The 12,839-nt window shown below is 71.7% G+C and carries 10 protein-coding genes; 6 read left to right on the forward strand and 4 right to left on the reverse strand.

The genetic code is table 11. From position 1 onward, the window contains the following. Positions 1–13: 13 nt before the first annotated feature. The 3 genes from DSX2_RS06180 to DSX2_RS06190 all read right to left on the reverse strand — a co-directional run bounded on the left by DSX2_RS06180 (position 14) and on the right by DSX2_RS06190 (position 4,160). Entirely contained in the window at positions 14–421 is a 408-nt protein-coding gene (locus DSX2_RS06180; protein WP_020880306.1) for an Hsp20/alpha crystallin family protein, read from the reverse strand. A gap of 204 nt (positions 422–625) precedes the next feature. Then, positions 626–3,118, reverse strand: a complete 2,493-nt coding sequence (locus tag DSX2_RS17500) for an ATP-binding protein (RefSeq protein ID WP_020880307.1) — start codon at positions 3,116–3,118, stop codon at positions 626–628. Next, entirely contained in the window at positions 3,111–4,160 is a 1,050-nt protein-coding gene (locus DSX2_RS06190) for a class I fructose-bisphosphate aldolase (protein WP_020880308.1), read from the reverse strand. The genes DSX2_RS17500 and DSX2_RS06190 overlap by 8 nt, the downstream gene beginning before the upstream one ends. Before the next feature lie 250 nt (positions 4,161–4,410). Between DSX2_RS06190 and DSX2_RS06195 the strand changes: the two genes are divergently transcribed. From DSX2_RS06195 to aroB, 5 genes are all read left to right on the forward strand, one after another. Beyond that, complete coding sequence (locus DSX2_RS06195; RefSeq protein WP_020880309.1) at positions 4,411–4,779, forward strand: response regulator; 369 nt, start codon at positions 4,411–4,413, stop codon at positions 4,777–4,779. A 75-nt stretch (positions 4,780–4,854) separates the two neighbouring features. Further along, positions 4,855–7,398 (forward strand): PEP/pyruvate-binding domain-containing protein, encoded by a 2,544-nt coding sequence (locus DSX2_RS06200; RefSeq protein ID WP_020880310.1) that lies wholly within the window; start codon positions 4,855–4,857, stop codon positions 7,396–7,398. A gap of 25 nt (positions 7,399–7,423) precedes the next feature. Beyond that, positions 7,424–7,825: a hypothetical protein gene (locus DSX2_RS06205; RefSeq protein ID WP_020880311.1), complete on the forward strand. Its 402-nt coding sequence runs from the start codon at positions 7,424–7,426 to the stop codon at positions 7,823–7,825. Between the two features lie 105 nt (positions 7,826–7,930). Further along, positions 7,931–9,013, forward strand: a complete 1,083-nt coding sequence (locus DSX2_RS06210) for a bifunctional 3-deoxy-7-phosphoheptulonate synthase/chorismate mutase type II (protein WP_020880312.1) — start codon at positions 7,931–7,933, stop codon at positions 9,011–9,013. A 27-nt stretch (positions 9,014–9,040) separates the two neighbouring features. After that, positions 9,041–10,138, forward strand: coding sequence for a 3-dehydroquinate synthase (aroB, locus tag DSX2_RS06215; protein ID WP_020880313.1), 1,098 nt, complete (start codon positions 9,041–9,043; stop codon positions 10,136–10,138). A gap of 240 nt (positions 10,139–10,378) precedes the next feature. Here aroB and DSX2_RS06220 read toward each other — a convergent pair whose 3' ends face one another. Then, positions 10,379–12,007, reverse strand: a complete 1,629-nt coding sequence (locus tag DSX2_RS06220) for an acetolactate synthase large subunit (protein WP_020880314.1) — start codon at positions 12,005–12,007, stop codon at positions 10,379–10,381. A 370-nt stretch (positions 12,008–12,377) separates the two neighbouring features. On the opposite strand from DSX2_RS06220, the gene DSX2_RS06225 reads away from it, so the two are divergent. Beyond that, complete coding sequence (locus DSX2_RS06225; RefSeq protein ID WP_020880315.1) at positions 12,378–12,761, forward strand: hypothetical protein; 384 nt, start codon at positions 12,378–12,380, stop codon at positions 12,759–12,761. Positions 12,762–12,839 lie beyond the last annotated feature (78 nt).

Here is a 12,839-nt window from a genome sequence, read left to right on the forward strand (position 1 = left end):
GTCGGCTCCAGGGTCAGGTGTTTTCGCAGGTCACGGAGAGTCGGGCCACGGTGCCCGCGCGGCGCGGCAGGGTCACGGTCAGCGTGCGGCCGTCGTGCGCGGCGCGCGCCCCCGACGGCTCCACGGCCACGGGCAGGCCGATGCTCCTCTTCAGGCTGCGCGACGCGCCGCCGCCCGCGCTGCGGGCCGTGACGGCGAGGCTGCGCTCCGTGGCGGCGACCTCGATCTCGTCGCCCGAGAAGCCGGGCAGATCGACCTCGACCACCACGAGCCTCTCCGCCTCGTCCAGGCGCACGCGCATCCCGGCGGCGCCTTTCAGGGGAGGCAGCCCGAAGTCGTCGCACAGGGCAGCGAAGAGCTGGTCCATGTCGCGGCGCAGAAGCTCGATCTGCGACTCCCCCCAAATCTTCAGTTCAGCCATCGGCGCATCCTCCTGGGCTTCCCGCCGTCCCGGACGATCGTCCTCCCGCCCGGCAGGCCCGACAGGGGCGGGAACGGGGCCGGACGGGGACCGCGCGGGGCGGACGGGATTCTGGCTCAAAGCCTAGCACGAAGCGGCGGAGAGGAACAAGAAGAAGAAGCGGCGGCAGGCACTTTCGCCCCGGCGCCCTTTGCCGGACCGGCTTCAGGACTTGCCGGAGGGCGGCAGCAGGGCCTCGACGGCGCCTGCCAGCCTCTCCACGGAGAGCGGCTTCTCGAGGTAGCCGTCCATGCCCGCCTCGCGGGCCCGGGGTTCGGCCAGGCGCGCCGGGGTGGCCGAGACGGCCAGGAGCGGCAGGGAGGGCACGCCGGCATCGCCGCGCCGCACGAGCCCGGCCAGGGCGAGCCCGTCGAGCCCCGGCAGGTTCAGGTCGAGCAGGGCCAGGTCGTAGCCGCCCTCGCGCAGGTGGGCCAGGGCCTCGCGGCCGTCCGGGGCGACGACCGCCGTGTGCCCCAGGCGCTGCAGGATGCGCCTCGCCAGGTGCTGGTTGACCAGGCTGTCCTCGGCCACGAGCACGCGCAGGGAACGCTGCCGGGCCCCGTCCGGCGCGTCCCCGGGCTCCCGGCTCCCGTCCGGCTCGGCCCTGTTTTTCGCCAGGGCATCGGTCGCGGGCCCCGGCGGCAGGGGCAGGGTCAGCGAGAGGCTGAAGGACGAGCCGTGGCCCGGGGTGCTGCGCAGCTTCACCTCGCCGCCCATGAGCCCGGCCAGGCGGCGCACCAGGGCGAGGCCCAGGCCGCTGCCGCCGTGGCTGCGCGTGAGCGTCTCCTCGGTCTGGGTGAAGGCCGAGAAGATGGACTCGTGCAGCCGCTCCGGAATGCCCGGTCCGGAATCCTCGACCGTGAAGCGCATGGCCGCCGCGGGGACGTCTTCCCGGGCCGGACCCCTGCCCGGCACGGACGCGGGCGACGACTCCACGATCAGGCGCACCCCTCCGGCGGCGGTGAACTTGACGGCGTTGCCGACGAGGTTCTGCAGGATCTGGCGCAGGTGGGCGGCGTCGCCCACGACCATGGCGGGCACCTCGCGCCCGGCGTGCAGGCCGAGCGCCAGCCCCTTCTCCGCGGCCTTCCGTCCGAAGAGCTCCACGACCTCGGCGCACACGGCGCGCGGGTCGAAGGGCGCAAAGGCGAGGTGCAGGCGGCCCGTGTCCGCGCGCGCGAGGTCCAGGACGTCGTTGATCACGGCCAGGAGCGAGGAGGCGGCCTCGCGCACGTAGCGGAGGTTCTGGCCCTGCTCCGGCGTCAGGGGGGTCTCCAGGGTCAGGTCGGCGAAGCCGATGATGCCGTTTAGGGGAGTGCGCATCTCGTGGCTCATGGTCGCCAGGAAGTCGGACTTGGCCCGGCTCGCGGCGCGGGCCGCGCGCGTGGCCGAGGCCAGCCGGTCCTGGATGCGCGCGCGGCGGCCTATCTCGCGGCGAAGCCCGGCGTCGGCCTCGTCCAGGGAGCGCTCCACGCCCGCGATGCGCCTCTTGAAGAGCGCGAACACCAGCCAGCCGAGCAGCCCGCCGAACGCGGCCAGCCCAAGGCAGAAGGCCCGCGCCGCCGCGCGCCGGGAGGTGACGTCCAGGAGCACGGCCAGCCGCGCCCGGGGCGCCGCGGCCTCGGCCGCGACCGTTTCCGCCGTAGTCCCGGCCGAAGTTCCCGAAAGGAATCCGAGGGGCGCCACCCCGGCCAGGTAGTCCGTGCCCTCCTGGGGGGCGAGGAAGGCGGCGCGCGGCGCGCGGGACGCGGCCAGGGCGCGGGCCAGCCCGTCGGGCAGGGCGGGCAGCGTGGCCTGGACCACGGCCTCGCGCGGCAGCTCGTCCCAGCCCTGGACGAAGCCGCGCTCCGCCGCGCCGTGTTCCCACGCGGGCCGGTCGAGCAGCCCCTTGTCCACCGTCAGGACCAGATCGGCGCCGATGAGCCCGGCGACCGAGGGCAGAAGGCCCCCCATGTCCGCGCCGAGCTCGATGTAGCCGAGCACGCGGCCCTGGCGCACCACCGGGGCAGCGGCATAGAGCGCGAGGCGCCCTGCCGGGGAGACCTCGAGGCCCGCGGCCCGGCCGCCCGCGTCGAAGAGGCCGCGGCCGGACACGGCGCCGCCGTCCAGGGCAAGCACGGGGTCGTGCAGCCGCACGTCGCCCATGCGGGCGGGCTCGTGCAGCCGCCAGACCACGCGGCGCTCCGCGTCGAGGATGAGGAAGCGGTCGAGCCCCTGGGTGGCGCGCAGCCGGGCGAAATCGCCGCCCGCAAGGGCCAGCAGGCGCACGCGGTCCGTGACCTCGAGCGCCCGCGCCAGGTCGTCGCGCGCGGTCAGGAAGTCGATGAAGCCGAAGAGCCGCCTGGCCTCGGAGGAGATGCGCCGCCGCATCTCGCGCAGCGCCAGGTCGCGGGTGGCCTGGGCCTCGCGCGCGGCCTCGCGGCCGAGCAGGAACCAGGCGCCCGTGCTGCCGAGCGCCACGATGAGGGCCAGGGCCGCGGCCAGGGGCAGGAGCACGGCGCGGCGCACCGAGCCCCGCGGCTGCGGCTCGCGCGCCAGGACGCGCGGCACGCGGCGCGCGCTACTCTGCCCCTGCGGGTCGGAATCCCCGTCCGAGGGCGCGGCGGACTTGTCGCCCCCGCCGCGCTCCGCCTCGTCGGGCAGCGAGTCGTCAGGCAACGGTGATCGTCTCGTCGAGGTAGACGTCCTGGATCGCGTTCAGGAGCTTCACGCCCTCGTCCATGGGCCGCTGGAACGCCTTGCGGCCCGAGATCATGCCGAGCCCGCCCGCGCGCTTGTTGATCACCGCCGTGCGCACGGCCTGGGCCATGTCGTTCTTGCCCGAGCCGCCGCCGGAGTTGATGAGCCCGCAGCGCCCCATGTAGCAGTTGGCCACCTGGTAGCGGCAGAGGTCCACGGGATGGTCGGTGCACAGCTCGCCGTAGACCCTGGGGTTGGTGTGGCCGAAGCCGATGGCCGTGTAGCCGCCGTTCAGCGTGGCCTGCTTCTGCTTCACGATGTCCGCGTGCATGGTGCTGGCCAGATGGTTGGCCTGGCCGGTCAGGTCCGCGGCCGTGTGGTAGTCCTTGCCGTCCTTCTTGAAGGCCGGGTTTCGCAGGTAGGCCCAGAGGATGGTGGCCATGCCGAGCTCGTGGGCCGCCTGGAACATCTCGGAGACCTCCTGGATCTCCCGGTTGGACTCGGGCGCGCCGAAGTAGACCGTGGCCCCCACGGCCACGGCGCCCATGTCGAAGGCCTGGCGCACGGAGGCGAAGGGGATCTGGTCGTACTTGCCGGGGTAGGTCAGCATCTCGTTGTGGTTGAGCTTGAGGATGAAGGGGATCTTGTGCGCGAACTTGCGCGCCACGCAGCCGAGCACCCCCAGGGTGGAGGCCACGGCGTTGCAGCCGCCCTCGATGGCCAGGCGGACGATGTTCTCGGGGTCGAAGTAGACGGGTTCCGGCGCGAACGAGGCCGCGGCCGAGTGCTCCACGCCCTGGTCCACGGGCAGGATGGAGACGTAGCCCGTGTCCGCCAGGCGCCCGTGGCCGAGGATGGCCTGGAGGTTTCTGAGCACGTTCGGCGTGCGGTCCGAAAGGGCCCATACGCGGTCCACGAAGTCCGGCCCCGGCAGGTGCAGGCGCTCCTTGGGGAAGGTGGTGCAGACGTGCTCGAGGAGTGAACCTGCCTCGTCTCCGAGCAGGGCGGCGATGTCGGTCATTGTGTCGGTCCCCCTTTCCGGCGGCGCGCGCCGGGCTGTGGATGAATACCGGGACCATACATCGCGCCGGGCCTTTTGGTAAGTTCTTTTTTGGCCCGGCGCGCTCCGGGACGGGGCCGCCGGGACGCGCGAGGGCGGGGCGGCATGCCCTCGGATCGGCCCCTGCACCGCTTCGGGCTGGCAAAACGCCGCGTTTCAGGCTAGCCTCGCGAAGCGGGCGGCCACGACGCCCTGCGACACAGGAGGTTACATGGCCAGGATCATCGTATTGGACGACGTGCTGGACGCCGGGGTGATGATCAAACGCATCCTCTCCCGCAAGGGGCACGATGTGGAGCCCTTCACCGAGGAGGAGGACGCCCTGGCGTACGTGCGCGCCCACAAGGTGGACGTGGCCATCCTGGACATCAAGCTCAAGAAGATGAGCGGCGTGGACGTGCTCGAGGAGCTGAAGAAGCTCTCGCCCGCGACCAGGGTCATCATGCTCACCGGCTATCCCACCCTCGAGACCGCGCGCGAGGCGCAGCAGCTGGGCGCCTTCGAGTACTGCGTCAAGCCCATCGACAAGGACGAGCTCGAGGAGAAGGTGGCCATAGCCCTGGAAGAGAGCGGCCGCTAGCCCCCGCCCGGCCGCGGCCGTCCCGACCCGACAACGACTTTGCGCATCGCGCGGACGTCGCACGAGGAATCCGCCATGCAGCTTCCCCGCCTCTTCCGCTTCTGGGCCGAGCGCATCTTCGCCCCCGAGACGGCTCTCAAGCGCAAGTACGACGCCTTCCGAGCCCTGCTCTCCCACGACAAGCGCGCCCTGGAGTGCATCACCGAGATCGAGGAGATCCTCTACGGCCAGATCCCGGCGGACTGGGCGCGCGCCAGCGCCCTCTTCCGCGCCCTCTCCTGGTCGCTCTCCCGCCTCGTGGACAGCCTGTGCGCCATGAACCCCGCGGACTACGGCGAGCTGCCCGGCCGCCTGGACGAGCTGCTGGCCGAGGTCGGCGCGGCCTTCGCGGAGCCCGCGCGGGAATCCGGCCCGCCCTACGTGCTCTCCCTGGCCGAGGCCGCCGCGCGGCCGGAGCTGTGCGGCGGCAAGGCCGCCGGGCTCGGCGCGGCCGCCGCGCTCGGACTGCCCGTGCCCGAGGGCTTCGCCCTGACGACGCACGCCTACGAGCTCTTCCTGTCCCGCGCCGGGCTCAGGGCCCGGCTCGACGAGACCCTCTCCCGCGTGCGCGTGGACGAGCCCGAGGACTTCGACGAGCTGTGCGCCATGATGCAGGAGGCCGTGGAGGACGCCGCGCTGCCCGTCGAGGTCGCGGAGGAGCTCGGCACGGCCGTGGCCGGGCTCGCGCAAAAGGGGGTCACGCTCTTCGCCGTGCGCTCCTCGGCCGTGGGCGAGGACGGCCGCCTGTCCTACGCCGGGCTCTACGACTCCCGCCTCTTCGTGCCCGCCTCCGAGGTCCCGGCCGCGGTGCGCGACGTCTACCTCTCCAAGTACTCCCCGCGCGCCGTGGCCTACCGCGTGCGCTACGGCATCCCGGACGACGAGGCGCCCATGGCCGTGGCCGTGGTGCGCATGCTCGACCCCGCGGCCTCGGGCGTCATCTACACCGACGACGCGCCGCCCGCGCAGAACAACAAAGCGGCCCCCGACGGCGACGAGCCCTGCCCGGAGCACCACATGGCGGTCTACGCCGTGTCCGGCGCGGGCGAGAAGCTGGTGGACGGCTCCGTGGTGCCGCTCACCTGGCGCCTCGCGCGCGAGGACGGCCGCGTCGTCGAGGGGCCCGCGCCCGATGCGCAGAGGGCCGCGCCCGCCCCCCTGGCCGCGCACCTCACCCCTGGGCGGCTGCACGAGCTGTGGCGCCACGGCATGGCCCTGGAGCGGGGCCTCGGCGGGCCGCAGGACGTGGAGTGGTGCCTGGACGCCTCGGACGGCCTCTACGTGGTGCAGTCGCGCCCCTTCCAGCACGAGGAGCCCGCGACCTGCGACCCTGCGGCCGAGGTCTGCGAGGACATCGCCAACCCGCGCCTCATCGACGGCGCGGCCTCGGCCTCGGGCGGCGTGGCCGTGGGCCGGGTCTTCTTCCCCGGCCGCATCACGGACGGCCGCGACATCCCGTCCGGCTCCGTGGTCATCTGCCGCACCCTCTCGCCCAAGCTGGCCTCGGCGCTCGGCCGCCTCACGGCGGTCATCTCCCCGGCGGGCAGCCGCGCCGGGCACTTCGCCTCCGTGGCCCGCGAGTTCGGGGTGCCCGTGCTCGTGGGCGCGCCCTCGGCCATGCAGGTGCTGCGCCCGGGACAGGTGGTCACCGTGGACGCGGACTCGGGCGTGGTCTACGACGGCGTGGCCGAGCCCCTGCGCCGCCTGGCCGGGCGCGAGCGCAAGCGTCCGCCCTCCCGCCTGCGCGAGCGGCTCTCCCCGGTCCTGCACGCGCTCTCGCGCCTGACCCTGACCGATCCGGGGAGCCCGGACTTCACCCCGCGCGGCTGCGCGAGCCTGCACGACGTGGTCCGCTTCTGCCACGAGAAGGGCGTGGCCGAGATGTTCTCGCTGGGCGGCAAGGGCCGCGGCCTGGGCCAGGCGCGGCCGCTCGAGACCGACCTGCCGCTCTCCTTCTACGTCCTGGACCTCGACGGCGGCGTGGACCCCGAGCTGGCGGGCGAGAGCGTGCCGCCGGGGGCGCTGCGCTCCGCGCCCATGCGCGCCCTGTGGGACGGGCTGACCGCGCCGGAGATCTCCTGGCACGAGGGGCTCAGGCACCTGGACTGGGAGCGTTTCGACCGCATCTCCGGCGGCATCCTGAGCCTCGCGGACAAGAGCCTCTCGAGCTACGCCCTGCTCTCCGCGGACTACTGCCACGCCATGATCCGCTTCGGCTACCACTTCGCCACCGTGGACGCCCTGTGCGGGCCGCATCCCGAGGCCAACTACGCCTCCCTGCGCTTCAAGGGCGGCGGCGCGGACTTCGACCGCCGCCTGCTGCGCCTGGAATACCTGCGCGAGGTCCTGACCCGCGTGGGCTTCGAGGCCCGCACCAAGGGCGACATGATCGACGCCCGCCTGAGCAGGCGGCCCGAGGCCGAGACCCGCGAGGCGCTCCGGCTCCTCGGCCTGCTCCTCGGCCAGACCCGGCTCATGGACATGGCCCTGTCCGACTCGGCCCAGGCACTGCACATGGCCGAGGATTTTCTGGCGCGCCATGCCCCGTCCCTCTCGCTTTCGCGGGGCGATGTGCTATGATGGCCGCCATACAAGGAGCTCCGTCATGAAGAAGACCACCATGGCCCTCGTCGTCGTGTGCGCCCTCGCCGCCCTGGCCCTGAGCGTGTCCGCGGGATGCGGGCTGAAGCCGGCGCCGATGGACATCTCGGACTTCCGCTTCCAGTGCCGCTTCGCCTCCTCGCCCGGCACCTCCGGCCGCGGCGACAACAACGACGGAGGCGGAGGCGTCATGGGCTGCGACCCCTTCGTGCAGGAACAGATCTGCAACGACTACTCGAGCAGGCTCGAGGCCTTCAACGGCGACCTGCAGCAGTGCCTGAACCTGTGCGCCCAGATGCGCAACGAGGTCGCCTCCAACCGCGTCTACAACCCCACCTGCGGCTCGGTCACCGCCCAGGTCGACACCATCTGCTCGCTCTACTGCCGCCGCAACTACGAACAATAATGTCCGGTTGCGCATGGGGCTGAAAAAACATAGCATGCGCCAGCCGTCGCGCCCCCGCCGCACGCGGGGCGCGTCGGCGGCACACCACCCCATGCGAGGATGCCCATGACCGTCAAGATCAAGGCCGAGCAACTGAGGGACTGGGGCATCGCGTACGGCGACTATCTCGTCATCGCGGGCCCCTGCAGCGCCGAATCCGAAGAGCAGGTCCACGCCACCGTGGCCGGACTCGCCAAGCTCCCCGTGAATGTCGTGCGCGCGGGCCTATGGAAGCCCCGCACCCGCCCCGGCTGCTTCGAAGGCGTGGGCGAGCCGGGCCTGCGCTGGCTCAAGGAGGCGGGAGCCGCCCACGGCCTGCCCGTGACCACCGAGGTGGCCACCCCCGAGCACGTGGAGGCCGCGCTCAAGGCCGGCATCGACGTCCTCTGGATCGGCGCGCGCACCACCGTCAACCCCTTCTCCGTGCAGCCCATCGCCGACGCGCTGAAAGGCGTCGACGTGCCCGTGATGGTCAAGAACCCCATCAACCCGGACCTCGAGCTCTGGCTCGGCGCCCTGGAACGGCTGAACAACTCCGGCGTGACCAAGCTCGCGGCCATCCACCGCGGCTTCACCGCCTACAAGAAGTCCAGGTTCCGCAACAAGCCCAACTGGAAGATTCCCATCGAGCTGCGCCACCGCGTGCCCAACCTGCCCATCATCTGCGACCCCTCGCACATCTCGGGCAACAGGAAGCTCATCGCGGAAGTCGCCCAGACCGCCCTGGACCTGACCTTCGACGGGCTCATGATCGAGTCGCACATCGACCCGGACGTGGCCCTGTCCGACGCCAAGCAGCAGCTGAAGCCCGCGGACCTCGGCAAGCTCCTGGCGAGCCTCAACCCCATGCGCGCCACCCCCTCGGACGACGAGCTCGCCTACATCCAGGGGCTGCGCCGCATCATCGACCAGCTCGACGGCACGCTCATCTCGCTGCTCAAGCAGCGCATGGACATCGCCAGCGAGATCGGCCGCTTCAAGAAGAAGACCCGCCTCACCGTCTTCCAGCCCAAGCGCTGGAAGGAGACCCTGCAGACCCGCATCCGCCACGGCCGCGAGCTGGGGCTGGACGAGAACTTCCTCACGCGCATCTACGAGTACATCCACGAGGAATCCATCCGCCACCAGGAGGAAGGTCCCAAGGACTAGCCCCGGCAGTCCGAGGACCGACATCCCATGCAGAGCCTGCGCGTCTCCCTGCGCAAGGAGGTGGACGCCTCCTACGACATCGTCGTGGACTCCGGGCTCCTCGGCCGCACGGCCGGGGAGCTCGCCCGGGGCCGCTTCGGCAAGCGCCTCGTCCTCGTCTGCGACGAGACCACCCGCGCCCTGTTCGGCGAGACCCTGCTCGCCGACCTCCGCGCCGCCGACGTCCAGGCCGACCTGCTCTCGGTGCCCGCGGGCGAGCAGAGCAAGTGCCTGGCCGTGTTCGAGCGCCTCTGCGGCGACCTGCGCGACCTGCGCATCTCCCGCAAGGACTGCCTCGTGGCCGTGGGCGGCGGCATGGTCGGCGACCTGACCGGCTTCGTGGCGGGCTGCTACATGCGCGGCCTGCCCTTCGTCCAGGTGCCCACCACCCTCCTCTCCCAGGTCGACTCCAGCGTGGGCGGCAAGGTCGCCGTCAACCTGCCCGGGGCCAAGAACTACATCGGCCTCTTCCACCAGCCCAAAAAGGTCCTCGTCGATGTCGACACCCTGGCCTCCCTGCCGCCGCGCGAGCTGGACAGCGGCCTGGCCGAGGTCCTGAAGTACGCCGTCATCGCGGACGCCGAATTCTTCTCCTACCTCGAGGATAAGCGCGACGCCCTCCGCTCCCTGGAGCGCGAGGCCGTCATCCGCACCGTGGCCACCTGCTGCGCCATCAAGGCCTCCATCGTCGAGCGCGACGAGCGCGAGGCCGGGCCCCGCATGGTCCTCAACTACGGCCATACCCTGGGCCACGCCGTGGAGGACGCCATGCACTACGCCCTCACCCACGGCGAATGCGTGGCCTACGGCATGCGCGCCGCGGCCCGGCTGGCCAACGCCATGAACCTCTTCCCGGCCGCGGACTACCACCGCCACGAGCAGCTCCTCGACCGCTACGGCCTGGCCGTGGCGCCGCTCGACCTCGACCCCGACGAGCTTTTGCGCATCGCCTCCGGCGACAAGAAGAACTCCGGCGGCCGCATCACCTTCATCCTGCCCACCTCCCTCGGCCAGACCACCCGCCGCGACGACGTGCCCCAAGACCTCGTGCGCTCCGTGCTGGCCGACACCCTGCGCCGCGCGTAAGGCGCGACGGAAAAAACGAAGAGAAGATGCCTCCGGCGGCCAGAGGGGATTATCCCCACAGGGGCTGCGCGCCCCCTTCCTGGACCATCCCCGCGCAAGGGGTGACCCCTTGACCCGCTTCGCGCGCGAGACGCCCGGCGACAGGGCGAAGGGAAGCCTGGGCGTGGGGGGACGGCGAAAACGAACGAGGCCGGTATTCCGTAAAGAATACCGGCCTCGTTCGTTTGCAACGGCAGGGGTTCAGATCACGGCCTCGATGAGCCGGGGGCCGGACTCGCCCAGGGCCGCGGCAAAGGCTGCGGCGAAGGCCTGCGTGGTCTCGGCGCGCACGGCCTGCACGCCCATGCCCGCGGCCAGGGAGACCCAGTCGAGGGAGGGATCGTGCAGATCGAGCAACGATTTGGCCCGCTCGCCCTGCGATGCCGCCTGCACCAGGCGCAGCTCCTGGTTGAGCACGGCGTACGACCTGTTGGCGTAGATCACCGTGACCACGTCGAGCTTCTCCCGGGCCTGCGTCCACAGGGCCTGCAGGGTGTACATGGCGCTGCCGTCGCCCTCCAGGGCGATGACCTTGCGGCCCGGCGCGGCCACGGCCGCGCCCGTGCCGAGCGGCAGGATGCCGCCGATGGCCCCGCCGGTGAGCGAAAGGTAGTCGTGCGCCGCGGCGTTGGCGAGCAGCGAGGTGTAGGGCAGGGTCGAGGTGATGCCCTCGTCGGCCACGATGGCGTCCTGCGGCAGGAGGGCGGCCACGGTGCGCATGACGGCCTCCGCGGTGAGCGGCCCCTCGGGCGGCAGGGCGGGCGGGGCGAAGGGCGCCCCGCACCCCTGGACCGAGGCGTCCAGGGCCTCGGCCAGGGCGGCCAGGGCCGCGTCGCCGTCCTCGTGGGCGTGGGACAGCGTGAGGATCCTGCAGTCGGGCCGCGTCAGCCAGCTCTCCTGCTCCGGGTAGGCGAAGAAGGAGACCGGGGGCTCGGCCCCGACCAGCAGCAGCTGCTCGTACTTTCCGAGGAGGCGCAGGATGTCCGCGCCGCGGTAGGGAAGCTTCTCCACCACCGGCAGCCCCGCCCCGGCGCGCATGCGGGGGGTGAAGGTGTCGCACAGGAGCGTGCAGCCCGTCTTGGCGGCGATGCACCCGGCGGCGGAAAGCCCGGGGCCGTGCAGCACCGCGCCGCGCATGAGGACCGCCGTCTTCCTGCCGCTGCGCAGGGCCCTGGCCGCCGCCTCCACGGCCCCGTCCGCCACCCTGGACGGCGGGCAGACCTCGAGCGGGGGCGCGGGCCGCTCCGCGGGCGTCCAGGCCGTGTCCGCGGGAAGGATCAGGGTGGCCACCCGCCCCGGCGCCTGCCGGGCGGCCTGGACCGCGCGCGCGGCGTCCGCGGCCACGGTGCGGGCGCTGCGCGAGCGGTGCGTCCAGTGGGAGATGGCCTCGGCAAAGCCCACGACGTTGGAGGTGAGCGGCGCATTGAAGCGCTCGTGGTACGTGGCGTGGTCGCCCACGATGTTCACCACGGGCGACTGGGCGCGCCGGGCGTTGTGGGTGTTGGCCATGCCGTTGGCGAATCCCGGGCCGAGATGGAGCAGCGTGCAGGCGGGCTTTCCCGCCATGCGGGCATAGCCGTCCGCCGCGCCCGTGGCCACGCCCTCGAACAGGCAGAGCACCGGGCGCATGCCCTCGATGGTGTCCAGCGCGCTGACGAAGTGCATCTCCGACGTGCCGGGGTTGGCGAAGCAGACCTCCACCCCGCTCCCGACCAGGGTGGCGACGAGCGTCTGCGCGCCGTTCTGCGTCTCGGAGGGTGTCTGGGGGGATGTATGGGGGGATGTATGGGGGGATGCCTCGCCGGATGTCTTCTCGCTTTCTCGGGCCACTGCCTGACTCCTTGTCTCCAATGCGTGCGTTCATGCCCGTGCCTGAGGCGCAAGGCCTTGTTTCCATGCGGCGGGGACGCTCCCGACCACAGCCGCGAACGCCCATCGTAGCCCAAGTCGAGGCGGACGGGAATGCCTCCGGCAGCCAGGGGGATCATCCCCACGGGGCTGCGCGCCCCTCTCCGGACTCTTCTGCCCTGAGTTCTGCCTCGCCCCCTTTCGCGCGCTGAACTCCGGAAAAATCGGACGCTGGGCGTGAGAAGCCGCAGCTCCAGGCATGATGACCGAGAGGAGGCAGGGAAATACATACTTTCCCTACTTATCCTTTGCGCCGCGCAGCCTCTATAGACTCTAAAAAATGGAAGGGAACATGATGAGATATTTAACGATTCTTGCGCTCCTCCTGGTCTTGCTCAACGGCTGCGCCACCAAGGAGAAGTACGCGGAAACGCTCAACACCTTCGTCGGCTCGGACGAGGCGAAGCTGGTCGGCGCGTGGGGCGCCCCCGACTCCACCTATGAGACCGGCACGCAGAAATTCCTGACGTATCAACGGCACAGGGTCGTGACCGACCCCGGCACCCCTCCGACCACCAGGACCACGTCCATAGGCGGTGTTCCCTACACCTCCACGACCCCGGGCAGGACGGGATACACGCTGAACTTCGACTGCAAGACGACCTTCGTGGTCGACAGGGCCTCGGGAACCATAGAGAAGTGGAGCTTCCAGGGAAACGACTGCGTGGCGCGCTGAGAGCCCACCAGCCTCTTTCTCCCTGCCGCGCGCTCCTGAGGCCGGGCAAGGGAGATGCGAGCGGGCCGTTCCTTGCGC

It is taken from the genome of Desulfovibrio sp. X2, assembly GCF_000422205.1.
In the GTDB taxonomy this organism is placed as follows: domain Bacteria; phylum Desulfobacterota; class Desulfovibrionia; order Desulfovibrionales; family Desulfovibrionaceae; genus Alkalidesulfovibrio.

Coding starts and splice junctions, on each gene's coding strand:
- DSX2_RS06180 (WP_020880306.1), bottom strand. CDS start 421: ATGGCTGAACTGAAGATTTGGGGGGAGTCGCAGATCGAGCTTCTGCGC.
- DSX2_RS06210 (WP_020880312.1), top strand. CDS start 7,931: ATGACCGTCAAGATCAAGGCCGAGCAACTGAGGGACTGGGGCATCGCG.
- DSX2_RS06205 (WP_020880311.1), top strand. CDS start 7,424: ATGAAGAAGACCACCATGGCCCTCGTCGTCGTGTGCGCCCTCGCCGCC.
- DSX2_RS06200 (WP_020880310.1), top strand. CDS start 4,855: ATGCAGCTTCCCCGCCTCTTCCGCTTCTGGGCCGAGCGCATCTTCGCC.
- DSX2_RS06225 (WP_020880315.1), top strand. CDS start 12,378: ATGATGAGATATTTAACGATTCTTGCGCTCCTCCTGGTCTTGCTCAAC.
- DSX2_RS06190 (WP_020880308.1), bottom strand. CDS start 4,160: ATGACCGACATCGCCGCCCTGCTCGGAGACGAGGCAGGTTCACTCCTC.
- DSX2_RS06195 (WP_020880309.1), top strand. CDS start 4,411: ATGGCCAGGATCATCGTATTGGACGACGTGCTGGACGCCGGGGTGATG.
- aroB (WP_020880313.1), top strand. CDS start 9,041: ATGCAGAGCCTGCGCGTCTCCCTGCGCAAGGAGGTGGACGCCTCCTAC.